The following is a 26486-nucleotide window of genomic DNA, read 5'->3' on the forward strand; positions in this document are numbered from 1 at the left end:
AAATACAATTATACAGTCCAATTCTGTATAATTTCTGAAGCACGTAAACAATAAATTAACACGCTGTTAACGTAAATTATGTTAGATATGTTGTGTGCCATTTAAAATTGATTGAAAGGCCAGTCCCTCATTTTAATTGTTCTTTTTACAATAAATAAAATTACCTATGTTTGATCTGTACTCCTTATAAACCACCAAACCACCTGAATGAAGACCATCAAACTCCTCTGCTGCTTCCTATTACTTACAGGCACCCGTATTTTTGCCCAGGAACAGGCCCATATCGCCATCAACCTAAATGATAAAATTGGCGATATGTACCCCGTTTGGGCATGGTTTGGTCATGATGAACCTAACTACACTTACATGAAGGATGGCCGCAAACTACTTTCCGAACTGGCAGCTTTGAGCCCTGTACCTGTACGCATGCGGGTTCATAACCTGCTTACCAGCGGTGATGGCACGGCAGCCCTAAAGTGGGGATCGACCAACGCTTATACCGAAGACGCTAATGGCAACCCGGTTTATAACTGGCATTTGGTTGACAGCATTTTTGACACCTACATTAAATTGGGCATGAAACCTTATGCCCAGATAGGTTTTATGCCCGAGGCCTTGTCAACCCACCCCAAACCTTACCGCCATTACTGGAAACCGGGCGATAACTATGATGATGTTTACACAGGATGGGCGTACCCTCCTAAAGATTATAACAAATGGGAAGAGCTTGTTTACCAATGGGTAAAGCATTGTGTACAACGCTACGGCCAGGCCGAGGTTGAAAGCTGGTACTGGGAAGTTTGGAACGAGCCCAACATAGGCTACTGGAAAGGTACCATGAAAGAGTTCTTTAAACTGTACGATTATGCCGCCCATGGTGTAAAACGCGCCCTCCCTACCGCGCACGTGGGCGGACCGGAAGTTGCAGGTGGCTCAAGCCCCGGCGGAATGAAATTCCTGAACGCATTTATCAAACATTGTATTGCTGATACCAATTACGCAACAGGCAAAATAGGGTCGCCTATTGATGTGATCTCTTTCCATGCCAAAGGGCAGCCTACGCTGATCAATGGCCGGGTGCGCATGAACATGGCCCCGCAGATCCGCGATATCAGGGAGGGCTTTAAAATTGTGGCATCATATCCCGAAACTAAAAACACGCCGATAGTAATAGGCGAATCGGACCCGGAAGGTTGCGCCGCCTGCGGTATGGCTACCAACCCTTCAAATGCTTACCGTAATGGCACCATGTATTCGAGCTATACAGCAGCTTCCATAGCCCGCGAATACCAACTGGCCGACTCATTAGGTGTAAACTTTATGGGCTCGGTATCATGGTCGTTCGAGTTTGAAAATCAGCCCTGGTTTTATGGCTTCCGCGATTTGGCTACAAACGGAGTTGATAAACCGGTAATTAACGTTTTCCGGATGTTGGGCATGATGAAAGGCAAACGCCTGAAAGTAACCGGCGACCAGATGTATTCGCTTAAAACCGTAGCTGATTCAAGCATCGGGGGAAATAATACAGATATCGGTGCTTTGGCAGCCGCAGATAAAAAAGAAATGACCGTATTGCTGTGGAACTACCATGATGATGACCTGCACGATGCGGGAAAAACCGTAAAGATCAGGATAGAACACCTGCCACCAACCTTCGTTAAACTTACCCAATACCGCATTGATGACGAACACAGCAATGCTTATGAGGTATGGAAAAAGATGGGTTCACCGCAAAAACCTACAGCTGCGCAAATTAAGGAACTTGAAAAAGCGGGGCAATTACAACAGTTTGGCAAACAGGTTACGCTACAGGCTAAATCAGGGCTGGCAGGTGCCACTGTATTGTTACCAAGGCAAGGGGTGGCTCTTTTAAAGTTTAGCTGGTAAGTTAAACTCATCAATTGCCCTGGTGGCATAATTTTAACAGGTAGTTAACATCTGATCTTAAATCAGGATAGCATAATTACCGTTAACTTGGAAAACAAATAAAAACCCTCTTTCGGTAATAACCGAAAGAGGGCCAGTCAACCTAACATAACCTGGGTGAGCCGGGTGTTTGTTAGTTCATATTAGTTAATCGTTACATTAAGTGCGAAATTATAAAGCAAATCCGTAAGCTAAGCGCAGGCCAACCATACCAAAATGATCCTGGTTAGCACCCGAAAAGTTTTCATAGCGTACACTTACATCCCAGGTTTTATTGGCCCAGCCTATACCAGGCGAAAGATCAAGCCTGTGCGGGCCCCAGCCTTCTTCCAGTTTTTCATAAGCGATACCAGCTTCGCCGGCAACATATACACTTGGTACAAAAAACTCTTTGAAACCGAATTTAATAGGGATTTCGCCATAGCTTGGATAGCGTTTACCCGTAGCAGGATTTTCTTTCTGAAAAAAATGATACCCGCCCATAGTATAAGTAAGCGCAAAACTATTGCTTATACCGTATTGTAAACGGGCTGTACCACCTAAGGTAAAAGTAGTGCCAATTTTTGCTACACCTGTAGGCAAGCCGGTTTCAATTCCTAAACCTAAACGGAACGCATTTGCTGGAGTGGTTTGCGCTTTTACCGTATTTGAAAAAAACAGTGCTCCTGTCACAAGGGCCGCTGCTGTTAACTTTGATAGTAATTTCATGTAATAATATGTTTGTGTACATAATGATTACTACCATTTTAGCAAAGGCGTTGCCTCGGGTTGCAGATTTTTTTATAACGGAAGATATCTCCCTGCAAAACACTACTCTTTTATATAATGTGCCCCGAGAACACCGTCGGCGAAAGTGGTGCTTTTTGCCAGTTTGAGCTTTATCTCCGTATTAGGAAACAGCGGAATACCGGCACCAAGTACTATTGGGTTTATAAACAGCCAAAATTCATCAATCAATCCTTCCTGCATCAAATAACGGGCAAGAACAGGGCTGCCAAACATGATGATCTCGCCGCCTTCCTGTTTTTTGAGGTCTGAAATCCGCTCCTTTACATCATCACTGATAAATTTAATCTTATCGGTATTTTGCTTGGCAGCAGTTTCAGACACTACATACTTAAGTGTATTATTATACCATGTAGCATGTTCAATAGTATGCTTTGAGGGGTTTGGCCCATTGGCTGCTGTTGGCCAGTAGGCATCCATCATTTCAAAGGTTTTACGGCCATATAGGGCGGAGTCAGCTACCTGTGTGCGGGCGTTGGCATACTCAAACATCTCGTTGCTCACTTTGATCCAGTCCATAGCGCCATCAGTGCGGGCAACCATACCATCGAGTGAAATGTGCATAAACAATACTAAGTTTCTCATAATATCAGTGGTTATATTTTTTATATCAAAATTAAACCGGTGCTCGTTCGTATGCAGGGGGCTAAAGCGACTTTTAAAGGGTGTAAATATGACTATAGTAAAAAGGCCATGCTCCCGCACGGCCTTCTGTTATCAATTATAAATTACTTTACAACGTAGCCATATCAATTACAAACCTGTAACGCACATCGCCTTTTTCCATACGGTCATAAGCGGTGTGAATATCCTTGATATCAATCATTTCAATATCAGAGACGATGTTATTTTCGGCACAGAAATCAAGCATCTCCTGGGTTTCTTTGATACCGCCAATTCCTGAACCCGCTAAGCTTTTACGGCCGCCCAATAAGCTGAAAGCAGCAATCTGAGCTGGTTTAGGCGGAACGCCCACACAAATATGAACGCCATCGGTACGTAATAACGACAGGTACATGTTAAAGTCATGCTCGGCCGATACGGTATCCAAAATAAAATCGAAGGAGTTTTTAGCTGCTTCAACCTGTTTTGGATCGGTAGTTACCACAAAATGGTGGGCACCTAATTTTTTAGCGTCTTCTTCTTTCTTAGGCGATGTACTTAATACGGTAACATCGGCACCAAAGGCCACGCCAAATTTAACAGCCATGTGGCCTAAGCCGCCTAAGCCGAGTACGGCCAGCTTATGGCCTTTGCCTACCTTCCAGTGCCTTAGCGGCGAGTAGGTTGTGATGCCGGCGCATAACAACGGGGCAACGGCGGCGAGGTCAACTCCTTCCTTAAGGTGCAGCACAAAATCCTCATTAACAACAATGGTGTTTGAGTAACCACCATAAGTAGGTGTTTTATGATCCTGTTCAAGGCCATTATAAGTTTGTGAGTTGCCATTAAGGCAATATTGCTCCAAATCGCGTTTACAATTTTCGCATGTACGACATGAGTCAACCAAACAGCCGGTAGCGGCAAGGTCGCCAACTTTAAAACCTTTTACATGCTCGCCAACTTTAACTACGCGGCCAACAATTTCATGTCCGGGCACCATAGGAAAAATGCCGGGGAACCAGTCGTTTTTGATCTGGTGTAAATCGGAGTGGCAAACGCCGCAGTACAAAATATCAAACTGCACGTCATGAGCACCAACTTCGCGCCTCTCAAAAGTCCAGGGGGCAAGCGGTGTATTTTCATCTTGCGCAGCATACGCTTTAGTTTCAATCATAGTAGTAAACGTTAAGTAGTGTGAATGATGATTTATTGGGTTTGGAAAGGATCTCCATAACAAATGTACAATGATAATTTTATAAATATCGGCTAAGTATGGGTTGAAATAAAAAAGTGACACATGAGAGGATAAATATTAACCACAGATATTCGCAAACCTTTAATTTAGCATATAGATTAACACCGCATGAAAATAGCCATTGCCACTCCGCCTTTCCCGAAATCAATTAATGATGGACTGCAACAAGCCGAAAAGCTGATTAAAGATGCAGCATCTCAACAGGCAGAGGTTATCTGTTTCCCTGAATCATATATACCGGGATATCCGGGTATGATAACCGATCCGGAGCCAACATCGCCGGAGATACTGCAATCGGCATTGAATGAAGTATGCGGATTGGCGGCCGAAAATAATATAGCAGTTGTTATGCCGATGGACTGGTATGGAGATACCGGCCTTTTAAATATTGCACACGTAATATCCCAAACCGGCGATGTACTCGGCTACCAAACTAAAAACCAGTTAGATCCATCGGAAGATGCCATTTGGGTGCCGGGCACACAACGAAATATTTTCGAGGTAAATGGCTTAAAATTTGGTGTTACCATTTGCCACGAAGGGTTCCGTTATCCCGAATCGGTAAGATGGGCGGCGCGTAATGGCGCGCACATTGTTTTCCATCCGCATTTTTCGGGCAGTAATACTGAGGGGGTATTGCTTACCGAATGGGGCAGTATGGCCAACCCTTATTACGAAAAAGCCATGATGATGCGGGCGCTGGAAAATACCATCTATTTTGCGAGTTCCAATTATGGTTCGCTTTACCCCGAATCGGCCAGTTCGGTTATAGCACCGGATGGCACCTGTTTAGTTTACCAGGCTTATGGCACAACCGGTGTAATTATAGCTGATATCGATTTAGAAAAAGCTACCGGCTACCTGGCTAAAAGATTTAAACCACAGTTGTACGATTATTAAAAGCGCCGATATTTTAACCATTATTTGAATTTTGTAAATAATGGATTGATTTATTAAAACGCCTCCCCTCCCATCTGTTTTACTTTTGTATCAAAACAAAAAAGAAAATGGAAAACAAAAATAAAATTGCCGTGGTAACCGGCGGCAGCCGCGGCTTAGGCAGGGACATGGCCTTAAGGCTTGCCGAAAAAGGAATAGATGTTATTATAACCTACAATACCAATGCAGAGGAAGCAGCAAAGGTAGTTAGCCTTGTAGAACAAAGCGGCGCAAAGGCAGCAGCATTGCAACTCAATACCGGAGTAATTAAAAGCTTTGACGCATTTACCGAAAAACTGCGTGAAGTTTTGACGGATAAATTTGGCACCGATCATATCGACTTTTTAATTAATAATGCCGGGCAAGGCGGTTACAGCGCCATTAGCGATGTTACCGAGGAGTTTTTTGATGATTTATTGAATGTGCACTTTAAAGGTGTATACTTTTTAACTCAAAAATTGATCCCGTTGATGGCCGATGGCGGTGGGATTGTCAATGTATCATCCGGGTTGACAAGGTTATCAGTTCCAGGTTCTTCGGCATATGCATCTATGAAAGGCGCGGTGGAAATTTTCACCCGTTACCTGGCTAAAGAACTTGGCGGAAGAGGTATCAGGGCCAATGTGGTTGCCCCAGGCGCCATTATGACCGATTTTGGCGGCGGCCATTTGCGCAACAGCGAAGAAACCCAAAAAATGGTAAGCAGCATAACTGCACTGGGCAGACCAGGCGTTGCGGAGGACGTTGGCGGCGTTGTAGCTTTCCTTTGTACTGAAGATGCGCGTTGGGTTAATGGCCAGCGTATTGAAGCATCGGGTGGTATGGCAATTTAAATGAGAAATATCTTGATTAGTCGGGTACCTCTTTAAATTAATGAGGTACCCCTTTTGTAAGGAGCCGGCTGTATATTACGGAAGGCGCCTATAATGCGTCTCCACAATAGGCGATTTATTTTAATATTTCCAATATCGCAATCACCGCGTTATTGCTTAACGCTTCCATGTCGGCTTCTTCCAGCTGCCATAATGCCAATCCGTCACGCTCATGCATCAGGCGGCCCTGCAGCTCAAATGCTCCGGCAAGTACAAATGCGTAAAACAACGATTTACTATTTTGAAGTTGATAAAAGGCATCCACCCTCCCGCCAAATACTCCTGCATGCAATCGAAACGGATGCATTCCGCTGGTGGGAACCAGGTCAATCAGTTCATTTTGCCTGTTGGTAATATCAAATTTAAAAACTGCGTCGTGTGGGAGATTTATAACCTCATCATCCTTTAACTGCAAATAAATGTAATTGATCCAATCGCTTTTATAAAGATTAGTTAATTCAAGACGCTCACCGGCAATTGTATAACCTGCAAACACCTCTCCAACATCAATCAGGCGGATATCTCCATTTGCCCTTTTTAACAATACTTCGCCGGTTACCGGCATTACAACAAACCAGCCGGAGTTTTCGACAGCTACATCAATTGAACTACCACCGGCCAGCATTTCATCATTCCATACTTCCAGCCTGCCAAAGGGTTTCCGATGCTCGTTAAAATAGTTACCATAATTGAAACTACTGTAACGCCGCAGGGTTGAGGTTTTCGTGAAACCTCTTTGGTCGGCCAAATGTATTTGCCCCGGTGAGATCTTTTCCATGTTAATTGTGATATTGCAATGAAGTTATGTTTATATACGGCTGCAATTGCATAAGGTTGGTGGATATGCAATTATTTTCGACATTTAACTGATTTTCGGCCTGTTGAGCGGATATCAGCAGGTAATTATCTATGGTATCATGCCAAAACAACGATTCGGAATAAAAATTAACCGCGACCTGGTGTTTATCCTTATCATTAATATCCGAATTGATGATCTCCAACTGAAACTTGCTGAACGTCAGAAACCGTCTGCCAACATTATTTAAAATATCAGGCATAATACTGCCAAGCTGCTGAATATAACCTGTAACCGATGGTGTAACTATACCGGCTAAACGCTGAGCATTGGGCACATTTCTTAACAATTCGGAATAGGAAGTATAGGCTGTTCCCTGGCTAAAGTTCTGGGCCTGCATTTTAAATTCCAGGTAGGTGCTTTCAAAAACCAGCTTATCCCATTGCTTGAACGACCGGATATCGATGATTTTACGATAACATAAAATGATGACGCGCTTTTGCATATGATGGTTCAAAAAACAAAATGGTTTTTTAAGCAGGTACACTTAAGCTGATAGCCAATACAAAACCGGCGGTGGTGCTACCGGTAACAGTAGCAGTTTCAAGCGTATATCCATCGCTAAACACATTATCACTCGCATTATACGTATATCCGCTCAAGCCTTTAGCATAACCATTAACAGCCGCCAGGGCCGTGCCGGAACCTTCCGGAAAAGCGATCTGTGTTACTTTCAATGATGTACCCGATGAGTTATACACATGAACGTGAATATGCGTAGCCCTGCCCGTATACCAACCTGGAAATATAGAGGTAAAAGTTACCAGGCCATTTGAATCGGTAGTTTGCCTGCCACGTAAAAAATGAACTGATGTATAATTTGTTGATTGTGTACCGCTGCCGCCATATTCAGAATAATTGCCCTCCGCATCGCAATGCCAGATATCAACCAACGCTGACGATAGCGCGCTACAGCTATTATTGCTATTGTTGATTGTAATTTTCACGGTAAGTTTATACCCGGTACGGCCATCGGTAATATCGCTCCTTACATATGAAGCAGGCGAATGTGTTGGATATGGACCTTCCGTTTCGGTAGGCGCAACACTGCAACTGCCTGTGTCGGTTGAACCCGAGGTACTGCCGGAAGATGAAGTGGTAGTAGTTGTGACGGTATCAGCATCTTTTTTGCAGGCCTCAACCAATACCGACGATGACACTGCGCCAATTACCAGGCTTTTTAAAAAGTTCTTTCTTTCCATTGTTTGTTCTCCTTTTAAGTTTAATCTAAATCGTTGATTCAAAAGTAAAAGCAGTACAGTAAGTGTTAAAACATGTGTCGGTTAGATGCGTTTTTGTGTCGATAAACAGCAAATTATCGGTGTGCGAAAAGATGAGATTGTATAAACATACAGTTGCATGACAGCTTTAAACCGTCAAATTTCTCTATCTTTGCATGTTTTTTTGAGAGTATATAATATTTATGGCATTAAAAAGCAGTGCGGTGATTACCGGTGTAGGTGGATATGTTCCCGACAACATTTTAACTAACAGTGATTTAGAAAAAATGGTTGAAACTAACAGCGACTGGATAGTTTCACGTACAGGGATCAAAGAAAGAAGAATCCTCGCCGACAGAACACTCGCTACTTCAGACATGGCTGCCTTTGCGGTAAAAAATTTACTTGAAAATGCCCAAGTTGATCCTTCTGAAATTGACTGTGTTATTGTAGCCACTTCAACCCCCGATTATCTGCTTATTTCTACCGCCAGCATCGTTTGTGATAAATGCGGTTTAAGCAATGCCTGGGCGTCTGACGTTAATGCGGCCTGCAGTGGTTTCCTTTATGCCTTTACCCTTGGCTCGAGCCTGGTTGAAAGCAACCGTTATAAAAAAGTAATAGTTATCGGTGCCGATCAAAACAGCGCCATTGTAAACTATGCCGACCGCAACACCTGTATCCTCTTTGGCGATGGCGCCGGCGCGGTATTGCTTGAACCATCTTCTGATGATCTGGGCGTTATTGACAGTGTATTTAAAACTGATGGTCACGGGCGGGAACATTTATATGTACCTGGCGGCGGCTCTATGAACCCTGCATCAGAAGAAACCCTCGATGGTAAACTGCACTATATACGTCAGGACGGTCGCGTAGTTTTTAAAGCGGCCATTAAAGGCATGACCGAAAGCTGCACATCTGTGCTGCAGCGTAACAGCCTTACCATAGATGATATCAACTGGCTAATCCCTCACCAGGCCAATTATCGCATTATCCATGCCGTAGGTGATGCTTTGGGCCTACCTGAAAGCCGTGTTAAGATCAACATCGACCGTTATGGTAACACCACAGCCGCCACTATCCCGCTGGCGTTGTGGGATTATAAAGAAGATTTTAAAGAGAACGATAACATAATCCTGACAGCATTTGGCGCAGGGTTTTCATGGGGCGCTACTTATTTAAAATGGGGTAAATTGAGATAAGCAACCTCAGCCCCCCGGAAGGACGGGCTATAATAAAAAGGGTTCCCCTTTACCTGAAGGGAGAACTTTCGTGCCAAAAGGTAGATTAATACAAAGCTTTATGACCACCGAAGAACGAATTAAAGAAGCCGAATCACGGATATTCAAAACCGTATTCCCAAGCGATACCAATCATTATGACACGCTATTCGGAGGTTCGGCAATGGCCATGATGGATGAGGTGGCTTTCATTACGGCCACCCGCTTCACCCGTAAAAAAATGGTTACCGTATCATCCGACAGGATCGACTTTAACCGCCCTATCCCGGCAGGCACCATTATTGAGCTTGTTGGCCGTATATCCCATATCGGCAATACCAGCCTAAAAGTTTTGGTTGAGATTTATATTGAAGAAATGTACTCCTTTGTACGGGAAAAAGCCATCACCGGCACTTTTACCTTTGTTGCCATTGATGATCATAAGCACCCGGTAAGCGTTTTGTAAGCTTAAAGCTGAAAGCTTACCCTACAAAAAAGCTTTCAGCCTTCGGCTTTAAGCTTCTTAATGTAGTTTCTTGCGCTTCAACAACCCGCCTGTTGTATCGTCAATGCTTTGTTGTACAATAAAGGCTTTGGGATCTATCCGTAAAATAGTTTGCTTTAACGAAGGGATCTCCAAACGGGTGGCTACAGTGAAAACAATATCACGGGGATCATTTACATGGCCGTCTTTACCGTAACCGCTTTTACCCTGATAGATTGTAACGCCACGGCCGAGGGTGACAGTTATAGCGCGTCTTATAGCGTCACTTTTAGTTGAGATAACGGTAACACCCGAGTACTGTTCGATACCGTTCAGCAAAAAGTCGATCATTTTGGCGGCAGCCATATAGGTTAATATTGAGTACATGGCCGGTTCAACACCGAGTACCGAGGCTGCTACTCCAAATATCAAAACGTTAAGTAGCAAAATAAAGTCGCTCACTTTAAGCAGCTGCGTTTTTTTACTTACCAGCACAGCCGCTATTTCAGTGCCATCGAGCACGGCTCCACCACGCATGGCCAACCCGCTGCCGGTACCAATAAATACACCACCAAATACCGCGGTAAGCAATTTATCATGAGTAACATCCGGAAACTGAACTAATGCAAGGCATAATGAAAGCAAAGCAATGGCGGCGGTACTTTTAATAGCAAACCAAAGTCCAAGCTTCCGGTAACCGATCCACAAAAAAGGCACGTTGATAACAAAGATCAATATGGATATAGGTATGAGGGTGATATCAGATATCAGCATGGAAACGCCGGTAGCACCACCATCGATAAAATGACTTGAAAGTAAAAAACCCTTAAGGCCAAAAGCTGCCGATAAAATCCCGAGTCCGATATTTGCTGAATCCCTGATGGTGTTGATTGCCTTCATGCCCAAATATAGCTTTTTGAGGCTAAAGGCCGGTATTTAAACACAGCCGAATGTTTATAAACCAACTTTTTTTACGTTTACCTAACCACCACCTGTATCGTATTCCTGCTAATTTGCTCCAGCAAAATGGTTTTGCCTTCGGTTAGTTTCTTAACGGTATTCGCCCCGTCATGGCGTACTGTAATAAGCGTTAAACCCTCATTATACTTCACCTTAAAATCCGCTTTAAGACCATTTAACAACTTTTCAAAGCGCTCTTCATTTAGGTCGAAACAAACCGAAAAACTTAATGCGGAAGTTTGCATCACATTTACCTTAACATTGTTTTGGGCAAACAGGCGAAATACATCGCTCAGATGATCTTCCGTTATAAATGAGTAATCCTTGCCTGATACTGACAGCAATACCTGATTTTGTTTCAGGATGATCACCGGTTTGGTAAACTGATTATGTCCATCTTCTTTAATTACTGTACCGGGCGCAGATGGGTCTGTAAACGACTTTACCAGCAGGCGTATTTTAGCATTTTGTAAGGGTTTGATGGTTTTGGGGTGGATGACACTGGCCCCGTAATAGGTCATTTCGATGGCTTCCGTATAGGAGAGCTCATCAAATTTAACCGTATCAGCAAAAAATCTCGGATCGGCGTTCAGGATGCCCGGAACATCTTTCCAGGCGGTAACCGATTCGGCACCTAAGCAAGCTGCAAATATAGATGCTGTGTAATCAGACCCTTCGCGACCAAGTGTGGTGGTAAAATTTTCGGAGGTGCCGCCCAAAAAGCCCTGGGTTACAACAATACTTTTTTCAAGTAAGGTTGGAAGATCCTTGCTGATACTTGCTTTAGTTTTATCCCAATCTACTATACCCTCTCTGTAAGTATTATCGGTATGCACATATCCGCGTACATCAAGCCATTTACTTTTGAGGCCAACCTGGTTCAGGTAGGCGTTAACTATCCGGGTTGACACCAGTTCGCCAATGGATACGATCTGATCATATACAAAATCGTAACTATCGTGTGGTTCATCCTCAATGGCCCAGTCAATCTCCACAAAGGTATTGGCAACTTCATCAAATACCGGATGGCCCGGTTCAAATAATTCGCTCAGGATGTTGTAATGATATTCTTTGATTTCGTTAAAGATCCCGTGCATATCATCGGTTTGCTCCATGTAGGCTTTGGTAAGCTTCTCAAGCGCGTTGGTAGTTTTGCCCATGGCCGATATCACGATGAGCAATTGTTGACCTGTATATTGTTTTACGACCTTAGCAAGGTTGGCAACACCCGCAGCATCCTTAACTGATGCCCCTCCAAATTTAAAAACAAGCATTTATTTGATAAATTGATTTACAACCGAACCCGGTTGTATTAATGATTTGATCTGTGCGTACGGAATAAACAATTCGGTAATACCGGCTGCGTATGGTTTTATCTCGTATTGGTTATATAAAAATTTGATTCCAAGGGGCGTAATAGAAAAATTACCATTGATGGCAAACTTATCATCTTTGAAAAAATAGTTATCCTTCAGCGATGCGGTATCACTAAGTTTTTCATTCCTCCTGAAGAACTTTTCGGCAACAGCAGTCAATTTATCATGATAACCGGTTGCAAAAATATCGGCAAGCCTTAAGTTTTTACCGGCTTTTGAATCCCAGTTAATGAAAGTGACAGATGTGCCGCCGTGAGCCCCCCCAGTGTACGTATAACCCTGCACCTGCAACGTGGTAAGGCTTGAATCCTGGTGGATCACCTTAACAGAATCATCCAGCGTAAAAAACATTCCCGACCGGGGATCCGTTTTCTTGAAATCATCGTATGACTTCAGGAAATTTTTAGTCATCAATTCCAGGCTGCTGTCAGCTTTACCATCCATAGCAAACATTAAGGTGAGCTTAGCAACTATGGTATCATTTAAAGCCTTGGCACTGTCAAAAACCGGGTAATTAATTTTCACCACCGTGCAGGCGCTATCGGATTTAGTGCCGCAATCTGCCGCCCTTGCTTTTATTACTTTATAAGCATAGTGCAGGGTATCAAATGATTTTTCGTTAACCTTATTAGGAACTCCCCACTGGCACGATGACACCCCCAACACGATAAAAAACAACAGGCACAGATTTTTCATAGGTATAGTATTAGTAGTTTAACAACTGCTCTTTTGAAAGCGAAGCATTTAACCAGCCCGCCTCAATATTCGCGCCGTACTTATTGTAAAAGTTAATGGCCGGTTCATTCCAGTCGAGCACCTGCCAAACCATACCGCTGAAACCTCTTTCTTTAGCTTCCTGGATCAACCTGTCGAAAAGTAGTTTGCCGATCTTTTTGCCACGCATATCTTCAGTTACAATGAGATCTTCCAGGTACATGCGGGAGCCTTTCCAGGTGGAGTAGCGAACATAGTACAAGGCAAAACCAACCACAACGCCGTCAACTTCGGCAACAAAAGCTTTCCAAACCGAGTTAGGGCCAAACCCGGTTTCTTCAAAATGCTGCAAGGTTACGGTAACCTCATCCGGGGCTTTTTCATAGAGGGCAAGCTCATGTACGAGCTCCATCAGGCGCGGACAGTCGGTTTGAATGGCTTCCCTTATAATTAGCCCCCCGGCCCCCTGAAGAGGGTGCTGACTTTCAATTTTATTTTCTGTATTATTCATTTTTATCTTTTCGCTTCGCAGTTGTTGGTGTTGTCACCAACAACTTCATATTTATTTTAACAGGTGTTCAACTTTTTTAGGTGTGAACACTTACAGATATCCTCCCAAAAAAACAACTGATAATCAACTATTTAATTTTAACGCATATTACCCATTCAAACAAAATGAACGCATAATAATTGATAATCAATTACTTAACTTTACACGGTTTTATAAGTTGAACACCCGTTTCTAAAAAATTGAACACTTAAATTTCATTTCAAAAACATGTTGTTGGTAACAACACCAACAAGGGGCAGAACGAATTATTTGAATGGTAGTTTCATTCTGTCAATTCTTTAATTCCATAAATTCCGGTTCAGACAAATTCCAGTCAATTATTCTTCCAGTGCTTGATCACCCTACCTCCAAATATGGTGCTGCCCAGCCTTACCATATTGCTGCCCTGCTCAATGGCCAGTTTATAATCTGATGACATGCCCATCGACAAAATATCAAAACTTTCTTCCTTACGGAAATAGCTTTGTTTGATGCCCTCGAAAAAGGTGTTCAGTTCGTAATATTCTTCCTTGATCTGCTTTTCGTTATCGGTATTGGTAGCAATGCCCATCAAGCCACGAATACGAACGTTTTTCATTGCAGCAAATTCTTCAGAGCGCAGCAATTCTATAGCTTCGTCAAAACCGAGTCCGTATTTGGTTTCTTCGTCGGCTATATAAATTTGCAAAAGGCAATCAATTACCCTTCCGGCTTTTTCAGCATGTTTGTTGATCTCGTGCAAAAGCTTCAGGCTATCAACAGACTGGATCATACTTACAAAAGGCGCTATATACTTTACCTTGTTGGTTTGCAGGTGACCAATCAAATGCCATTCGATATCTTTAGGCAGTTGCTCGTACTTCTCAACCATTTCCTGCACTATATTTTCGCCAAAAAGGCGCTGCCCCGCATCATAGGCTTCCTGTACATCTGCAACAGGTTTTGTTTTTGATACGGCCAATAATATTACCTTATCTGCTTCCGTTTCCTTTTTTAAGCTTTTGATATTATCTGCAATGCTCATTTATCCGTAAATTTGCTTAATTAATCAGCCGCTAAATTACTGAATGCATAAATATATAACCTTGTTTTTTTCTGCAGCACTTTTTTTATGTGCCTGCAATGGCAAAAGTATTCCCAACGACGTCCTCAAACCCGATGCCATGGCAGCGGTTTTAACCGAAATGCACATCATCGACGGCAGCCTGTATAATACTACGCAGATACCCGATAGTTTGTATAAATACGGCGCGGGTAAATATATTGCCATGTTTCAACGCCTGCATACCGATACCGCGCATTTTAACCGCAGCATGCGGTACTACGCCATGCAGCCCGATAAACTGCTGGCCATTTATGACCAGGTGGATATAAAAATTAAAAGTAAAACCGATTCGCTTGCCAAAGTGCAAACAGAACAGAGCAAGGCTACGCGTAAGCTCGATTCGCTAAAAAACTTAAATATTAAAACTAAAATAGATTCGGCAAGAAAAATGCATCCTCATGAAAACACGGAAGCCCGCAAAGCCGACTCATTGAAAAATTTAAAAACTAAACTAAAAACCGACTCGGCAAGGAGATTCCATCCCCGCAAAAGCAAGAAAGCCCGCAAAGCCGACTCGTTAAAAAACTTAAAGTCATAACCTGATGCTTTACCCCCAAAACAGTGTAGATAAGCTGGGTTTTACCGAGATAAAAGAACTGATAAAAGCACATTGCCTGAGCGAAATGGGTCAACAAATGGTTGACAAGATCCAGGTGATGAGCAATTACGACCAGATCCATAAATTCCTGAGCCAGGCAAACGAATTTAAGAATATCCTGGTAAATGATGAGGCCCTGCCCATCCAGCATTTTTTCGATATAAAGTCCCTTGCCAATAAAGCCCGTATAGAGGGCGTTTTTTTAAGCGAAGAAGAGTTTTACCAGGTTCAGGCTTCGTTAACCACGGTATTTGCCGTTATTGCCTATTTTAACGAGCGTGAAGGCCTGTACCCTAACCTTGAAGCCCTTTTTGAGCACCTGCCTATTGAAAAGGCGATCCTTAAAAAGATAGACGCCGTGATTGACCGAAAAGGCAAGATCAGGCCCAATGCATCGCGCGAGCTGATGGAAATTACCACAGGCATTGCCAAAGCCGAACAGGAAGCCCGCAAAAAAATTGATATGGTTTTTAAAAATGCCACATCAAACGGCTGGGCTGCCGATGGTTCATTAACTGTACGTGATGGCAGGCTGGTGATCCCCCTGCTGGCCGAAAACAAACGCAAACTGAAAGGCTTTGTACATGACGAGTCAGCCTCGGGCCAAACAGTTTACATTGAGCCCGAAGAGGTATTTGTGCTCAACAACCGCATCCGCGACCTGGAATTTGAACGCCGCCGGGAGATAGTAAAGATCCTGACCGCCTTAACTACCGAATTAAGGCCTTACGTGCCTTTGCTGCTCTCCTATCACGGCCTGTTAACCAAGCTTGATTTTGTGCGCGCCAAAGCCCTGTTTGCCATTGATATTGAGGCCGAAATGCCGCAGGTGATAAACGAGGCCAGGGTTAAATTATACAATGCCCGTCACCCGCTATTGTTCCTGAATTTTAAGGCAGAGAAAAAAACGGTTGTCCCACTCAATATGCAGATAGACGAAGGTACCCGCATCATCGTGGTATCGGGCCCCAACGCGGGCGGTAAATCTGTTTGTATGAAAACCGTTGGTTTATTACAAATGATGGTGCAGGCCGGCCTGTTGATCCCTGCCGATGAAGCCAGTGTTGTGGGTGTGTTCAAACAGCTTTTTGTTGATATCGGCGATGACCAGTCGATAGAAAGTGATTTGAGTACGTACAGCGCCCACCTGTCCAAAATGAAAAATTTTGTGGAGCAGGCAAACGGCAAAACCCTTATCCTGATAGATGAGTTTGGTACCGGTACAGATCCGCAATTTGGCGGGCCGATTGCCGAGGCCGTGTTGGAATCGTTGAATCAAAAAAAGGTTAAAGGCATGGTTACCACCCACTACTCTAATCTTAAAATATTTGCCAGCAATACCGAGGGCATTGAAAATGCATCTATGCTGTTCAATAATATTGAGATGAGGCCGCTGTACCAGTTAGAGATCGGCAAACCTGGCAGTTCATATGCTTTTGAGATCGCCCAAAAAATCGGTCTGCCGGCAAACGTGCTTAACCTCGCCAAAAACAAAATAAGTGAGGGGCAAAAAAAGGTGGATACCCTGCTTGTTGACCTGGAGCGTGAAAAGCGTTCTATTTTTGAAACCAAACAAAAACTGGACAAACAACAGCGCAAGGTTAATGAGCTGCTTGCAGAAAACGAGAAGTTAAAAAGCTATCTCGAAGAAAATAAACGAACACTGATTAAGGAAGCCAAGGATCAGGCCAAGAACATTATCCTGAACGCAAACAAGCTGGTTGAAAATACCATTTCCGAAATAAAGAGCAGCAATGCCGATAAAGAAAAAACAAAGCAGCTGCGCGAAAATCTGAATGTTGAGCTTAAAAAGAACACCGTTAAAACTGAGGCGCCAAAACCTGCTGCTCCTGTTGATGAGGAGCTAAAACCCGGCGACTGGGTGAAACTCACCGATTCGGAAACCACGGGCCAGGTAATTGAGATCATTAAAGAAAACGTAGTAATTGCCATTGGCGATTTGCGTACGGTTGCTAAAAAGAAACGCGTGATCAAAGTTTCCAAATCGTCTGTTCCCAAAGAGATCAGGCGAAATTTCAGTTCGCACACCAATGACATGGCCAGTTTTAGTCCGGAGATTGACGTACGTGGCCAGCGTACCGAAGATGCGCTTCACGCCATTGAAAAACTGTTTGACCGTGCACTGATGATGGGCTTTAACAACCTCAAGATCATTCACGGTAAAGGCGATGGAATTTTACGCAAAATGATCAGGCAATACCTCAAAAAATATGAACAGGTTGACCGCATGGAGGATGAACATGCCGACCGTGGCGGAGATGGAATAACTTATGTATATTTGAAGTAACGGCAAGGTTAAAATAAATAACCAAATAACAAGGAACGTCATTATAAGGTACGAAGCAATCCCAAACTATACAAAGCGGATTTGCATATTCGCTCTGCCAATCGGGGATTGCTTCGTACCTCGCAATGACGGTTCACGATTTGTTAGCATTAATTTACCTATTCAACCTTAACTTATTTCAAATAAACTATGTCTTTAAAATCTATTGCCCCTATGTTATACACCCGGCAGGTACGGGAAAGCGTTGACTTTTACATTAACAATCTTGGTTTTACCTGTATCGGTTATGATGAGGACTGGGGCTGGGCCACGGTAAGCCGTGATGATATTGAGATCATGTTAGCTTTGCCTGTTGATAATGCATCGTTCACCGTGCCCAAATTTACCGGCTCATTTTATATCCGCACGGATAAGGTTGACCTCTTGTGGAGCGAACTGAAAGACAGGGCAGTAATTTGCTACCCCATTGAAGATTTTAATTACGGCATGCGCGAGTTTGGTGTTTTTGATTATAATGGCTACCTGCTGCAGTTTGGGATGCCGATTGAATGATAGTTTCTTAACAAATATTTGCGGATAGGCCAATGACTTATCCGCTTCCCCGCCGTTATTGGTGTTGTCACCAACAACATTTGCTTACCAGTTTTATTAACCGTAACGTAATAAAAAACATAATTTATTGAAAAAGTAGAAGTTGTTGGTGACAACACCAACAACGGCATAATAATAGTTTCTTAACAAATATTTGCGGATAAGGCAATGACTTATCCGCTTTTTGCATAAGTTTCCTATTTTTAGGGCAGCCAAACCCTAATAAAGATGCGCAGATTATATTTTCTTGTACTTTTTATTGCATTTACCGGTTCAATAACAAGCTGTCTTGCTCAAAATATTATTTTAAAGAGCAAAGATCAGCGCATCCGTTACACCGGGCGGATCAATCAAACCGATGAAGCTGCCGAACTATACTGGACGGGCTCATCCTTAAAAATCAACTTTGATGGAACAGGCGCATCGGCTGTGATGCAGGATGAACGGGGCGAAAACTATTTTACCATCATTGTTGATGACAAGGTTGTAAACACCATTCACCTTGATAATACCAAACAGGCTTATACCCTTGCCGAAAATCTGCCTGCGGGCAAGCACACCCTTGAGCTATTTAAACGTACCGAATGGGACAAAGGCAAAACCTTTTTTTATCAGTTTACCTTAGCTAAAGACGCCACTGCCCTTTCTCCTCCGGAGGCCCAAAAACGTAAGATCGAATTTTTCGGCAACTCCATTACCTGCGGCTATGCCGATGAGGACACCACCGGGCAGGACCGCGGCAGCGCCCCTTACGAAAACGGCTACCTTAGCTATGCGGCCCTTACTGCCCGTCATTTTGACGCGCAGTATGTTTGCACCTCTAAAAGCGGTATCGGCATTACGGTGAGCTGGTTCCCGCTCATTATGCCCGAAATGTATAACCGTCTTGACCCAACAGACCCAACAAGCACCTGGAATTTCAAAAAGTATACGCCCGATGTAGTAGTGATCAACCTGTTTCAAAATGATTCGTGGATTGTAAACCAACCCAACAATCCACAGTTTAAAGAGCGCTTTGGCAGTAAAGCCCCCGAGCCGGAGCAGATCATTAAAGCTTATAAAGAGTTTGTAAAAAGTATCCGCAAGGTATATCCTAAAGCACAGATCATTTGCGCGCTGGGCAGCATGGATGCAACCAAAGCAGGTTCGCCATGGCCTGGTTATATCGAAAAGGCCGTTGCTGCTTTAAATGATAAAGGCATTTACACTCACTTTATTCCTTATAAAAATACACCGGGGCATCCGAGCCTGAAAGAGCAGCAAGCTATGGCCGATGATTTGATCGCTTTTATGGAGAAGACGGTTAAGTGGTAAAATGATATCCTTATTTCTTGCGCTCGTTTGCAACGAGCGCTTACTATGGTTGTCGATTGCATCGCCAGTCGCGTTATAAACGCTAACCCAGGTTAAGCGCTCGTTACAAACGAGCGCAAGACTCTATCCTACTCTCCTACCCTCTGCTGATCAGGCAACTCATTAGGCCCGGGAATATTGGTTTGTTGCTTTTTGCTGGCATCCCCGTCATCGTCAGCAGTTCCTTCCTGGTATTGCTGCTGCGGGTTGGGCTTGCTATTACTGGTTTCCGTTTGTCCGCTGTCTTCATCCGAACGGCCGTTTTGTGACACGTTGATCACATTGCTGTAGTTGGCGTTACCGGCCTGGTTAGGATCTTTAAAATTGCTGTTTTCGGGATGTTCCTCGGCAGGCTGGGTGCGGTTAAAGTATTCGTTATTATTGCCCGCCATTTGCGAGGGGTTGTCTTTATCATTACCCGCCGGGGTGATATTGTTTTGGCCAAAGTTTTGGCCTCCCATACCGTTTCCTTCCATACCCGGGTCATTTGGGCTTTTCATTTCTGAGCTGCCAAACAAATAACTTCGTTTCAGGTCTTTTTCATCCTCATTATTGTCGTCATCTACCCGGTAAGCATTGGGTTTGTTTTCTTCATGTTCGGGGCGTTTAAGCTCGTCGCTCCTGAACTCGTCATCTCGTAATTCCATAGGTTTGATATTTGATGTATTAATTATTAATACAATTAATTTCCAATTGTTTTATAAAACCTATAAAACATCATTTATAAAAACACAGTCGTGCGGTAGGAAGTTATCTACATAACAATAAGCATTAAGCTTATTTTACTTAAATTTATAGCAACCAATTATAATATATGAATAAAGTAGTTAGTGGTGCTGATGAGGCCATCCGCGATATTACCGACGGCATGACCCTTATGCTCGGCGGATTCGGATTATGCGGATTGCCCGAAAATTGTATTGCCGCCCTGGTAAAAAAAGGGGTTAAGCAGCTCACCTGTATCTCCAATAATGCCGGGGTTGATGACTTTGGTATCGGCTTAATGCTGAAGCAGCGCCAGGTAAAAAAAATGATCTCATCGTATGTGGGCGAAAATGCCGAATTTGAACGCCAGTTACTAAGCGGCGAGCTTGAAGTAGAACTGATACCACAAGGTACGCTGGCTACCCGTTGCATGGCGGCAGGCTATGGTATGCCGGCCATATTTACCCCGGCCGGGATTGGAACTGAGGTAGCTGAAGGCAAAGAAGTACGCAACTTTAATGGTAAGGATTATTTAATGGAGATGGCTTTTAATGCCGACTTCGCCATTGTAAAAGCCTGGAAGGGCGATACTATGGGCAACCTGGTATACCGGTCAACCGCCCGCAATTTTAACCCGGTAATGGCTATGGCCGGTAAGGTAACCATTGCCGAAGTGGAAGAACTGGTACAACCCGGCGAACTTGATCCGGACCATATCCATACACCGGGTATTTATGTGCACAGGATTTTTAAGGGAAGTAACTATGAAAAGCGCATAGAGCATGCGACGGTAAGGAGTAAACAATAAAACAATGCTTAGCCGCGCGTCATTGCGAGGCACGAAGCAATCGCGAACTTTACAGAGGGACTTGCAGGGCCGCTCTGCTTCTTGGGGATTGCTTCGTACCTCGCAATGACGGGAGCTACAAAATACATTTTCAAATTGAATTATGTTAGACAAACAAGGCATCGCAAAGCGAATTGCAAAAGAAATAAAAGACGGTTACTACGTTAACCTTGGCATTGGCATCCCTACGCTGGTAGCCAATTACATACCGGATACCATGGACGTGGTATTACAGTCCGAAAATGGTTTATTGGGGATGGGACCTTTCCCTTTTGAAGGGAAGGAAGACCCGGATACCATTAATGCAGGCAAACAAACCATCACCATGCTGCCGGGATCGGCCATATTTGATTCGGCCATGAGTTTTGGGATGATCAGGGCTAAAAAGGTAAACCTTACCATCCTTGGCGCTATGGAGGTATCCGAAAACGGGGATATAGCAAACTGGAAAATCCCCGGTAAAATGGTTAAGGGTATGGGCGGCGCTATGGATCTTGTAGCATCGGCCGAAAACATCATTGTAGCCATGCAGCACGTAAACAAAGCGGGCGAATCAAAGTTGCTGCCCCAATGTACCCTTCCCCTCACCGGTGTCCACTGCGTTAAAAAAATCGTGACGGAGCTGGGTGTATTTGACGTTTTGCCCGAAGGTGGTTTCAGGCTTATTGAAAGGGCTCCGGGAGTAAGTGTTGAAGAAATAAAACAAGCTACGGCAGGGAAGCTTATTATTGAAGGCGACGTACCGGAAATAAGTCTGTAGTCACGTCATTGCGAGTAACCATCAAGGAAATCCTGAAAAAAACCGCGATGACGTATAAAATATAGCTTAGCGATGGTGCGCCGGGCGCGTTAGCGATAGTAGCGGATACCGGCCTTGTGGCTAATGCCCGTGCAGTATGAGCGTATAGCGCGGGCCACAGGCAACGCCCATATCACAAAACAGGCCCAAAAAGCCCACTTGATAATCAATTATTTACCATGACGTCATCATAAGACACGAAGACAACCGACCGTAGGGAGCTCATTAATACCTATAAAAATCAAATTACAATTATTAATAATCCCCGATAAGCAGGTCCGCTCTGTATAGCTCGCGATTGCTTCGTTCCTCGCAATGACGATTTAGTAAAACGCTATAGCATCCCTCTCAAAGAAACTCCTATCTTTAAAACATGAATTTCATATTTGGCATTGCTGGAATGATGGGCATGGCAATTGGCGCACTGCTGTATTTTATACCCGCTATAATTGCCCGCGAAAAAGCCGACTTTAAATTAATCTTCCTGTTAAACCTGTTTCTGGGCTGGACTATTATCGGCTGGATTTGGGCGCTTATCTGGTCGTTTGAAAAGGAAAAAGCGCCTTTAGATTATTATAAATCGGGTTATCCGGGTTATACCACCGAAAAAGCGCTGAAGCTGCATGAACTATACAAACAATTTGATGCCGGGGTTATTACCAAAGCCGATTACGACAAAGCACTTAAAGAGATTTTAGGCGATCTGTCTTAAAATAAACGTCCCCTCAAATCAGCCGAAATCTCTTCCGTTATCACCATAATGTCCTCAGCAACGTGGGTGTTATTGGTGATCACACGGTCGCATTCATCTTTGTAGGGCAGCAGGTATTCTTTGTAGGCTGGCACCACGTGGTTGATCCATTTGTACATCACGTCATCGTGCGAATAGCCACGCTCTATCAGGTCGCGTTTAAGGCGGCGCTGCAAGGCTACATCTTCATCGGCATCAATAAAAACTTTAAGATCAAGCAGCTCCGATATATCTTTAAAATGCAGGATAAACAAGCCCTCCACTATCAAAATAGGTGCAGGCTTGATCTCTATCATTTTAGGGATAGCATCGGGGTTATTGAAAGTGTATTCCTGTTTCAGGATAGGTTCTTTGTTTAAAAGCTTACTGATATCCTGCTGAAAATGTTCATGATCAATAGTTGAGGGGAGGTCAAAGTTATATTCTTTGTTCTCCTCCTTGGTCATGTTATGTGCTACCGGGATGTAATAATCATCCTGCGATACGAGGCTCACCTCGTCGGCAGTAAAATGTTCTAAAAAGCACTTTAAAAAAAAGGTTTTGCCTGAGCCGCTTCCGCCGGCAATTCCAATAATATAAGGTTTATTCATTCGGGCTGCCGTAGCTGATATTTACCTGGAAACGTTTATCTAAAGCACCTAAAGCATCGGCAGTGTTCTTGGTCATGATGATCAAAACATTTTTGTTTGTTTCGTTATCGGTAAAACGGCCAACAACCTTTGCAAAGGTGGTATGATTGTTCATAGGGTTGGTAATTTTAATAATGGTGCCTATTGGTGCTGTACGGTGCAGCACCAACTCCTTTTTAGGATCTAAACCGGCGTCATCCATCCAGGTAGCTACGCCTTTTTCAACTTTCTCGTACAAACCAAAACGATTGGCTTTACCATGGTCGCCGGTGGTGTCCTGCTGCGCAGCAACAGAAGTTGAATCGCGCTGCATTACAGGCTGTTTAACCTCTTCGGGAGGTAAACCGCTGCGCACATTAATCACCTGGTTAGGTGCTAATGAATCAGAGCTTAGTTTATTAAGTGCTTTGATATCCTCAACAGATGTATTAAAACGCTTGGCGATAGAAAACAAGGTTTCGCCCGCCGATACTTTGTATTGCTGCACATTAAGCATGCTTACTTTTTTAACGGTATCGGCAGCTGCTTGCTGTGTTTTATTTACTGTGGCTTGGGCTACAGGCGCAGGTGAGCTAACCGGAGCTTGTACCTGTGGTTTGTTTTGCTGAACAGGGGCCTGGGTAACCGGCTTTTGTTGTACAGGCGCAGGAGTAGTTGCTACCTGTTTTGCAGGCGCAGTTACGGCAGGCTGTGCAGCAGCTTCACCTGCAAAAGGTAATTCGGTAGGTACTTTTACAATACCGCCAATTTTAAGCGGGGCGTTATTATTAAACTGTATAATAGCTTTAGGGCTGATGTTGTAGCGACGGCCTATAGAATAGTAATTATCTTTGGGATCAAGCTTGTGAACGATCACTTTTTTGCCGTTCAGGTTTTCAACACCAATTGAATCAACAACAGGGTTTGCAAAAAGCGATATGGAGAGTGTGAGTAAGGGAGCGACCAATAATAAAATCTTAAATTTCATAATAAATTATAATACAGTAATTTACAAGTTCAACACTATTAAGCCCGATCTGTTTTTTAAATAGATGAGCTGATTATTATGTAGTACAAACGCCTCGGGCTGCATTTTTTGTATAGCGTTATGTAACAAATCGTGATACAAAAGGGTACCCTCCTCGTTAAATACAAACAAGTGCTGTTCAAGATGCTCCTGCAAAAGCGTGTGCAAAGATACAATTCTGAATCTATTGTAGCTGATATAATGAACTGCATTTGCATATACGCTGAGCGGTAAATATAAACTATTTACTTCCGCTGAGGGCAACAGTTCAGGGTTAATGACCTGATTATTCAGCGGTTGATCTGGCACCGGCTCATATCCTCTTAGCACATTGCCGGTTTTAACATCAAGTAAAAATAATTTCTTTGGTTGTAGCTGGGCATTGTAAACTACAGGGCCATTTACCGACAGATGATCAAAAGCTAAAGTAAAATTGCTCCATAATGCCTTGCCTGTTGTAGCTTCAATAGCTGTCAAGCCCTTATGTACCGGCCCTGTGGCCGATTGGTAATTATGGAGTAGTAATACGCCACCATAAGCAGCTTCAATACCGGTAAGCCAGCGCTCGGGGGTAGTTAAGCCTTCAAAATAAACCTCACCGTTTTGCAGGTTCAGGGCCGAAAAACTAACCTGCTTATCGGCATGGTCCCTGATCTCGAGGAACAGCGTTTGGCTGCTTTCGTCAATTTCCATACGCCAAACCGGGGACTGGTAAGTTTTACTGATGAAGGGTAAAAGCGAAGTCATAGAGAATGCAAATATGCTCATTAAAATTAAAACTGTTTACCTTCGCCAAACATTGCCCGCAAAGGCATGTTACACTTAGAAACATCACTATTATTTATGGACGCAAAAGAAATAAGCCTCGAAGAAGTTAAAGTAAAACCGGTAGTTGACCACCTGAACGACCTGTTGGCTAATTACCATATCCACTACCAAAAACTGCGCGGCTGCCACTGGAACGTTAAAGGCACAAGCTTTTTTACACTGCACCTGAAATTTGAAGAGCTGTACACCGCCGCGCTGGTTACTATTGATGAGCTTGCCGAAAGGATCCTGAGCCTTGGCAAACCTCCTATCAGCACGTTTAAAGATTATATTGAAACATCAAGCATCAAAGAGATCCAGACCATCGGCTTAAAGGATACCCTGATGGTGAAAACTATTATTGACGATTTGGCTGCGCTGATAAAAATGGAACGCGAGATATTGACCATCACCGCCGATGCTGGAGACGATGGCACTAACGACATGATCAACCGCTTCATGCAATTCAACGAAAAAAACACCTGGATGCTGCGTTCATTCGTGAACGAGGACTAACCCGCACATAATCTTACTGTAAAAAAGCCACATCACGGACAATCCGGATGTGGCTTTTTTTAAAACGAGGTTTACACCGGTTTGCATATTTCGTATATTTGCACTAAACAAAATGCCATCACTTTAAGTGGCAGATGTTCTGTTTATTTTCCTATGGTGTAATGGTAGCACGTCAGATTCTGGCTCTGAAGATTGAGGTTCGAGCCCTTGTAGGAAAACTTGTTTTGGAAAGCTCTTAGCGTATCGCTAAGGGCTTTTTTTGCATTTTGTAGCCTTTATTAAAGACATTATAAAGAAAACATGCCTATTATTGAAGCTCAAAAGCTTTGCCGTTTTTGGCGAAGTTATCGAAAATGTTTTACCATTGTTTTACCTTATTTTATGCCAACGGTAAAAGAAGTGGTACTCAAAGAAAACAGCGAGATGGTGGGGCATGGAATTTAATTATGGTTCATTGAACTTTGCAATTATAAAGCTAATATTTATCATCAACTGGATCGGGCATAAAAGAAATATTAAGATCATCAATAAGCCGCCGTCATTTCGGCCGCGCAAAAATCATCGTACTTTTGCTGATAATAAAAGCGGCGGAGCGGGGCTCCCTCATTTAATAACGCAAAGTATCTCAGAGATAACATCATACAACGACGACACCTTTGTTGCCATCTTTTTAAAGAATTTTTCCATACCCAAAATTGCAGCTTAGCGTA

30 protein-coding genes are annotated in these 26486 nt (G+C 43.5%); 15 read left to right on the top strand and 15 right to left on the bottom strand.

What is annotated here, in order from left to right:
• The first annotated feature begins 207 nt into the window (after positions 1 to 207).
• On the top strand, positions 208 to 1887 hold the full coding sequence (locus ACP26M_RS13405; protein ID WP_426589587.1) for a GH39 family glycosyl hydrolase: 1680 nt from the start codon (positions 208 to 210) through the stop codon (positions 1885 to 1887).
• A 210-nt stretch (positions 1888 to 2097) separates the two neighbouring features.
• Here the strand turns inward: ACP26M_RS13405 and ACP26M_RS13410 are convergent, their stop codons facing one another.
• From ACP26M_RS13410 to ACP26M_RS13420, 3 genes are all read right to left on the bottom strand, one after another.
• Entirely contained in the window at positions 2098 to 2634 is a 537-nt protein-coding gene (locus ACP26M_RS13410) for a hypothetical protein (protein ID WP_176623479.1), read from the bottom strand.
• 102 nt (positions 2635 to 2736) lie between these two features.
• On the bottom strand, positions 2737 to 3297 hold the full coding sequence (locus tag ACP26M_RS13415) for a dihydrofolate reductase family protein (RefSeq protein ID WP_426589590.1): 561 nt from the start codon (positions 3295 to 3297) through the stop codon (positions 2737 to 2739).
• Positions 3298 to 3445: 148 nt separating this feature from the next.
• Positions 3446 to 4489 (bottom strand): NAD(P)-dependent alcohol dehydrogenase, encoded by a 1044-nt coding sequence (locus tag ACP26M_RS13420; RefSeq protein WP_090524030.1) that lies wholly within the window; start codon positions 4487 to 4489, stop codon positions 3446 to 3448.
• Positions 4490 to 4678: 189 nt separating this feature from the next.
• Here ACP26M_RS13420 and ACP26M_RS13425 point away from each other — a divergent pair, with 189 nt between their 5' ends.
• Positions 4679 to 5470 (top strand): carbon-nitrogen hydrolase family protein, encoded by a 792-nt coding sequence (locus tag ACP26M_RS13425; RefSeq protein WP_426589592.1) that lies wholly within the window; start codon positions 4679 to 4681, stop codon positions 5468 to 5470.
• A gap of 107 nt (positions 5471 to 5577) precedes the next feature.
• On the top strand, positions 5578 to 6342 hold the full coding sequence (locus ACP26M_RS13430) for an SDR family NAD(P)-dependent oxidoreductase (protein ID WP_426589594.1): 765 nt from the start codon (positions 5578 to 5580) through the stop codon (positions 6340 to 6342).
• Positions 6343 to 6457: 115 nt separating this feature from the next.
• Here ACP26M_RS13430 and ACP26M_RS13435 read toward each other — a convergent pair whose 3' ends face one another.
• The 3 genes from ACP26M_RS13435 to ACP26M_RS13445 are packed head-to-tail and all read right to left on the bottom strand — an operon-like array spanning position 6458 to position 8439.
• Positions 6458 to 7159, bottom strand: coding sequence for a hypothetical protein (locus ACP26M_RS13435; protein ID WP_426589596.1), 702 nt, complete (start codon positions 7157 to 7159; stop codon positions 6458 to 6460).
• Position 7160: 1 nt separating this feature from the next.
• Complete coding sequence (locus ACP26M_RS13440; RefSeq protein ID WP_426589598.1) at positions 7161 to 7682, bottom strand: hypothetical protein; 522 nt, start codon at positions 7680 to 7682, stop codon at positions 7161 to 7163.
• Between the two features lie 28 nt (positions 7683 to 7710).
• Positions 7711 to 8439 carry an intradiol ring-cleavage dioxygenase gene (locus ACP26M_RS13445; protein ID WP_426589600.1) on the bottom strand — a complete coding sequence of 243 codons (729 nt, stop codon included), beginning with the start codon at positions 8437 to 8439 and terminating at the stop codon, positions 7711 to 7713.
• A gap of 221 nt (positions 8440 to 8660) precedes the next feature.
• Between ACP26M_RS13445 and ACP26M_RS13450 the strand changes: the two genes are divergently transcribed.
• The gene (locus ACP26M_RS13450; RefSeq protein WP_426589602.1) at positions 8661 to 9659 is read left to right on the top strand and encodes a beta-ketoacyl-ACP synthase III; all 999 of its coding nucleotides are present in this window, start codon (positions 8661 to 8663) and stop codon (positions 9657 to 9659) included.
• A 100-nt stretch (positions 9660 to 9759) separates the two neighbouring features.
• Positions 9760 to 10143: an acyl-CoA thioesterase gene (locus ACP26M_RS13455; protein WP_090524011.1), complete on the top strand. Its 384-nt coding sequence runs from the start codon at positions 9760 to 9762 to the stop codon at positions 10141 to 10143.
• A 57-nt stretch (positions 10144 to 10200) separates the two neighbouring features.
• Here the strand turns inward: ACP26M_RS13455 and ACP26M_RS13460 are convergent, their stop codons facing one another.
• From ACP26M_RS13460 to ACP26M_RS13480, 5 genes are all read right to left on the bottom strand, one after another.
• Positions 10201 to 11061: a YitT family protein gene (locus tag ACP26M_RS13460; protein WP_090524008.1), complete on the bottom strand. Its 861-nt coding sequence runs from the start codon at positions 11059 to 11061 to the stop codon at positions 10201 to 10203.
• 77 nt (positions 11062 to 11138) lie between these two features.
• Positions 11139 to 12395 carry an aspartate kinase gene (locus ACP26M_RS13465; RefSeq protein ID WP_426589604.1) on the bottom strand — a complete coding sequence of 419 codons (1257 nt, stop codon included), beginning with the start codon at positions 12393 to 12395 and terminating at the stop codon, positions 11139 to 11141.
• The gene (locus ACP26M_RS13470; protein ID WP_426589606.1) at positions 12396 to 13193 is read right to left on the bottom strand and encodes a DUF3298 and DUF4163 domain-containing protein; all 798 of its coding nucleotides are present in this window, start codon (positions 13191 to 13193) and stop codon (positions 12396 to 12398) included. It abuts the gene before it with no gap.
• 10 nt (positions 13194 to 13203) lie between these two features.
• Positions 13204 to 13722 (bottom strand): N-acetyltransferase family protein, encoded by a 519-nt coding sequence (locus tag ACP26M_RS13475; protein ID WP_426589608.1) that lies wholly within the window; start codon positions 13720 to 13722, stop codon positions 13204 to 13206.
• Positions 13723 to 14095: 373 nt separating this feature from the next.
• Positions 14096 to 14785, bottom strand: coding sequence for a YggS family pyridoxal phosphate-dependent enzyme (locus ACP26M_RS13480; protein WP_426589610.1), 690 nt, complete (start codon positions 14783 to 14785; stop codon positions 14096 to 14098).
• A gap of 43 nt (positions 14786 to 14828) precedes the next feature.
• Here ACP26M_RS13480 and ACP26M_RS13485 point away from each other — a divergent pair, with 43 nt between their 5' ends.
• The 4 genes from ACP26M_RS13485 to ACP26M_RS13500 all read left to right on the top strand — a co-directional run bounded on the left by ACP26M_RS13485 (position 14829) and on the right by ACP26M_RS13500 (position 19677).
• The gene (locus ACP26M_RS13485; RefSeq protein ID WP_090523992.1) at positions 14829 to 15404 is read left to right on the top strand and encodes a DUF4296 domain-containing protein; all 576 of its coding nucleotides are present in this window, start codon (positions 14829 to 14831) and stop codon (positions 15402 to 15404) included.
• A 4-nt stretch (positions 15405 to 15408) separates the two neighbouring features.
• The gene (locus ACP26M_RS13490) at positions 15409 to 17772 is read left to right on the top strand and encodes an endonuclease MutS2 (protein WP_426589613.1); all 2364 of its coding nucleotides are present in this window, start codon (positions 15409 to 15411) and stop codon (positions 17770 to 17772) included.
• Between the two features lie 189 nt (positions 17773 to 17961).
• Positions 17962 to 18324, top strand: a complete 363-nt coding sequence (locus ACP26M_RS13495; protein ID WP_208102442.1) for a VOC family protein — start codon at positions 17962 to 17964, stop codon at positions 18322 to 18324.
• 267 nt (positions 18325 to 18591) lie between these two features.
• Positions 18592 to 19677, top strand: coding sequence for an SGNH/GDSL hydrolase family protein (locus tag ACP26M_RS13500; protein ID WP_426589615.1), 1086 nt, complete (start codon positions 18592 to 18594; stop codon positions 19675 to 19677).
• 128 nt (positions 19678 to 19805) lie between these two features.
• Here ACP26M_RS13500 and ACP26M_RS13505 read toward each other — a convergent pair whose 3' ends face one another.
• Positions 19806 to 20363 (bottom strand): hypothetical protein, encoded by a 558-nt coding sequence (locus tag ACP26M_RS13505; protein ID WP_426589617.1) that lies wholly within the window; start codon positions 20361 to 20363, stop codon positions 19806 to 19808.
• A 167-nt stretch (positions 20364 to 20530) separates the two neighbouring features.
• Between ACP26M_RS13505 and ACP26M_RS13510 the strand changes: the two genes are divergently transcribed.
• From ACP26M_RS13510 to ACP26M_RS13520, 3 genes are all read left to right on the top strand, one after another.
• Positions 20531 to 21229 carry a CoA transferase subunit A gene (locus ACP26M_RS13510; RefSeq protein ID WP_413318342.1) on the top strand — a complete coding sequence of 233 codons (699 nt, stop codon included), beginning with the start codon at positions 20531 to 20533 and terminating at the stop codon, positions 21227 to 21229.
• A 142-nt stretch (positions 21230 to 21371) separates the two neighbouring features.
• Positions 21372 to 22028 carry a 3-oxoacid CoA-transferase subunit B gene (locus ACP26M_RS13515; protein ID WP_426589619.1) on the top strand — a complete coding sequence of 219 codons (657 nt, stop codon included), beginning with the start codon at positions 21372 to 21374 and terminating at the stop codon, positions 22026 to 22028.
• 412 nt (positions 22029 to 22440) lie between these two features.
• Positions 22441 to 22779 carry a superinfection immunity protein gene (locus ACP26M_RS13520; protein ID WP_091163302.1) on the top strand — a complete coding sequence of 113 codons (339 nt, stop codon included), beginning with the start codon at positions 22441 to 22443 and terminating at the stop codon, positions 22777 to 22779.
• Here the strand turns inward: ACP26M_RS13520 and ACP26M_RS13525 are convergent.
• Genes ACP26M_RS13525 through ACP26M_RS13535 form a run of 3 tightly spaced genes read right to left on the bottom strand, consistent with a single transcriptional unit; the run spans position 22776 to position 25221 of the window.
• A complete protein-coding gene (locus ACP26M_RS13525; RefSeq protein WP_426589622.1) occupies positions 22776 to 23408 on the bottom strand; it encodes a uridine kinase family protein in 633 nt (210 codons plus the stop codon). The genes ACP26M_RS13520 and ACP26M_RS13525 overlap by 4 nt on opposite strands.
• The gene (locus tag ACP26M_RS13530; protein WP_426589624.1) at positions 23401 to 24414 is read right to left on the bottom strand and encodes a DPBB and LysM peptidoglycan-binding domain-containing protein; all 1014 of its coding nucleotides are present in this window, start codon (positions 24412 to 24414) and stop codon (positions 23401 to 23403) included. Before ACP26M_RS13530 ends, ACP26M_RS13525 begins: the two co-directional genes overlap by 8 nt.
• A 21-nt stretch (positions 24415 to 24435) precedes the next feature.
• Positions 24436 to 25221: a DUF4905 domain-containing protein gene (locus tag ACP26M_RS13535; protein WP_413318335.1), complete on the bottom strand. Its 786-nt coding sequence runs from the start codon at positions 25219 to 25221 to the stop codon at positions 24436 to 24438.
• 75 nt (positions 25222 to 25296) lie between these two features.
• Here ACP26M_RS13535 and ACP26M_RS13540 point away from each other — a divergent pair, with 75 nt between their 5' ends.
• The 3 genes from ACP26M_RS13540 to ACP26M_RS13550 all read left to right on the top strand — a co-directional run bounded on the left by ACP26M_RS13540 (position 25297) and on the right by ACP26M_RS13550 (position 26482).
• Positions 25297 to 25776: a Dps family protein gene (locus ACP26M_RS13540; RefSeq protein WP_426589626.1), complete on the top strand. Its 480-nt coding sequence runs from the start codon at positions 25297 to 25299 to the stop codon at positions 25774 to 25776.
• Between the two features lie 300 nt (positions 25777 to 26076).
• Complete coding sequence (locus tag ACP26M_RS13545; RefSeq protein ID WP_426589628.1) at positions 26077 to 26220, top strand: hypothetical protein; 144 nt, start codon at positions 26077 to 26079, stop codon at positions 26218 to 26220.
• Positions 26210 to 26482 (top strand): hypothetical protein, encoded by a 273-nt coding sequence (locus ACP26M_RS13550; protein ID WP_426589630.1) that lies wholly within the window; start codon positions 26210 to 26212, stop codon positions 26480 to 26482. The genes ACP26M_RS13545 and ACP26M_RS13550 overlap by 11 nt, the downstream gene beginning before the upstream one ends.
• Positions 26483 to 26486 lie beyond the last annotated feature (4 nt).

The organism is Mucilaginibacter sp. R-33 (genome assembly GCF_049949235.1).
GTDB lineage: Bacteria > Bacteroidota > Bacteroidia > Sphingobacteriales > Sphingobacteriaceae > Mucilaginibacter.

Excerpts from the sequence above, each read along its gene's own strand:
- ACP26M_RS13405 (WP_426589587.1), top strand. The coding sequence starts at position 208 with ATGAAGACCATCAAACTCCTCTGCTGCTTCCTATTACTTACAGGCACC.
- ACP26M_RS13410 (WP_176623479.1), bottom strand. The coding sequence starts at position 2,634 with ATGAAATTACTATCAAAGTTAACAGCAGCGGCCCTTGTGACAGGAGCA.
- ACP26M_RS13415 (WP_426589590.1), bottom strand. The coding sequence starts at position 3,297 with ATGAGAAACTTAGTATTGTTTATGCACATTTCACTCGATGGTATGGTT.
- ACP26M_RS13420 (WP_090524030.1), bottom strand. The coding sequence starts at position 4,489 with ATGATTGAAACTAAAGCGTATGCTGCGCAAGATGAAAATACACCGCTT.
- ACP26M_RS13425 (WP_426589592.1), top strand. The coding sequence starts at position 4,679 with ATGAAAATAGCCATTGCCACTCCGCCTTTCCCGAAATCAATTAATGAT.
- ACP26M_RS13430 (WP_426589594.1), top strand. The coding sequence starts at position 5,578 with ATGGAAAACAAAAATAAAATTGCCGTGGTAACCGGCGGCAGCCGCGGC.
- ACP26M_RS13435 (WP_426589596.1), bottom strand. The coding sequence starts at position 7,159 with ATGGAAAAGATCTCACCGGGGCAAATACATTTGGCCGACCAAAGAGGT.
- ACP26M_RS13440 (WP_426589598.1), bottom strand. The coding sequence starts at position 7,682 with ATGCAAAAGCGCGTCATCATTTTATGTTATCGTAAAATCATCGATATC.
- ACP26M_RS13445 (WP_426589600.1), bottom strand. The coding sequence starts at position 8,439 with ATGGAAAGAAAGAACTTTTTAAAAAGCCTGGTAATTGGCGCAGTGTCA.
- ACP26M_RS13450 (WP_426589602.1), top strand. The coding sequence starts at position 8,661 with ATGGCATTAAAAAGCAGTGCGGTGATTACCGGTGTAGGTGGATATGTT.
- ACP26M_RS13455 (WP_090524011.1), top strand. The coding sequence starts at position 9,760 with ATGACCACCGAAGAACGAATTAAAGAAGCCGAATCACGGATATTCAAA.
- ACP26M_RS13460 (WP_090524008.1), bottom strand. The coding sequence starts at position 11,061 with ATGAAGGCAATCAACACCATCAGGGATTCAGCAAATATCGGACTCGGG.
- ACP26M_RS13465 (WP_426589604.1), bottom strand. The coding sequence starts at position 12,395 with ATGCTTGTTTTTAAATTTGGAGGGGCATCAGTTAAGGATGCTGCGGGT.
- ACP26M_RS13470 (WP_426589606.1), bottom strand. The coding sequence starts at position 13,193 with ATGAAAAATCTGTGCCTGTTGTTTTTTATCGTGTTGGGGGTGTCATCG.
- ACP26M_RS13475 (WP_426589608.1), bottom strand. The coding sequence starts at position 13,722 with ATGAATAATACAGAAAATAAAATTGAAAGTCAGCACCCTCTTCAGGGG.
- ACP26M_RS13480 (WP_426589610.1), bottom strand. The coding sequence starts at position 14,785 with ATGAGCATTGCAGATAATATCAAAAGCTTAAAAAAGGAAACGGAAGCA.
- ACP26M_RS13485 (WP_090523992.1), top strand. The coding sequence starts at position 14,829 with ATGCATAAATATATAACCTTGTTTTTTTCTGCAGCACTTTTTTTATGT.
- ACP26M_RS13490 (WP_426589613.1), top strand. The coding sequence starts at position 15,409 with ATGCTTTACCCCCAAAACAGTGTAGATAAGCTGGGTTTTACCGAGATA.
- ACP26M_RS13495 (WP_208102442.1), top strand. The coding sequence starts at position 17,962 with ATGTCTTTAAAATCTATTGCCCCTATGTTATACACCCGGCAGGTACGG.
- ACP26M_RS13500 (WP_426589615.1), top strand. The coding sequence starts at position 18,592 with ATGCGCAGATTATATTTTCTTGTACTTTTTATTGCATTTACCGGTTCA.
- ACP26M_RS13505 (WP_426589617.1), bottom strand. The coding sequence starts at position 20,363 with ATGGAATTACGAGATGACGAGTTCAGGAGCGACGAGCTTAAACGCCCC.
- ACP26M_RS13510 (WP_413318342.1), top strand. The coding sequence starts at position 20,531 with ATGAATAAAGTAGTTAGTGGTGCTGATGAGGCCATCCGCGATATTACC.
- ACP26M_RS13515 (WP_426589619.1), top strand. The coding sequence starts at position 21,372 with ATGTTAGACAAACAAGGCATCGCAAAGCGAATTGCAAAAGAAATAAAA.
- ACP26M_RS13520 (WP_091163302.1), top strand. The coding sequence starts at position 22,441 with ATGAATTTCATATTTGGCATTGCTGGAATGATGGGCATGGCAATTGGC.
- ACP26M_RS13525 (WP_426589622.1), bottom strand. The coding sequence starts at position 23,408 with ATGAATAAACCTTATATTATTGGAATTGCCGGCGGAAGCGGCTCAGGC.
- ACP26M_RS13530 (WP_426589624.1), bottom strand. The coding sequence starts at position 24,414 with ATGAAATTTAAGATTTTATTATTGGTCGCTCCCTTACTCACACTCTCC.
- ACP26M_RS13535 (WP_413318335.1), bottom strand. The coding sequence starts at position 25,221 with ATGAGCATATTTGCATTCTCTATGACTTCGCTTTTACCCTTCATCAGT.
- ACP26M_RS13540 (WP_426589626.1), top strand. The coding sequence starts at position 25,297 with ATGGACGCAAAAGAAATAAGCCTCGAAGAAGTTAAAGTAAAACCGGTA.
- ACP26M_RS13545 (WP_426589628.1), top strand. The coding sequence starts at position 26,077 with ATGCCTATTATTGAAGCTCAAAAGCTTTGCCGTTTTTGGCGAAGTTAT.
- ACP26M_RS13550 (WP_426589630.1), top strand. The coding sequence starts at position 26,210 with ATGGAATTTAATTATGGTTCATTGAACTTTGCAATTATAAAGCTAATA.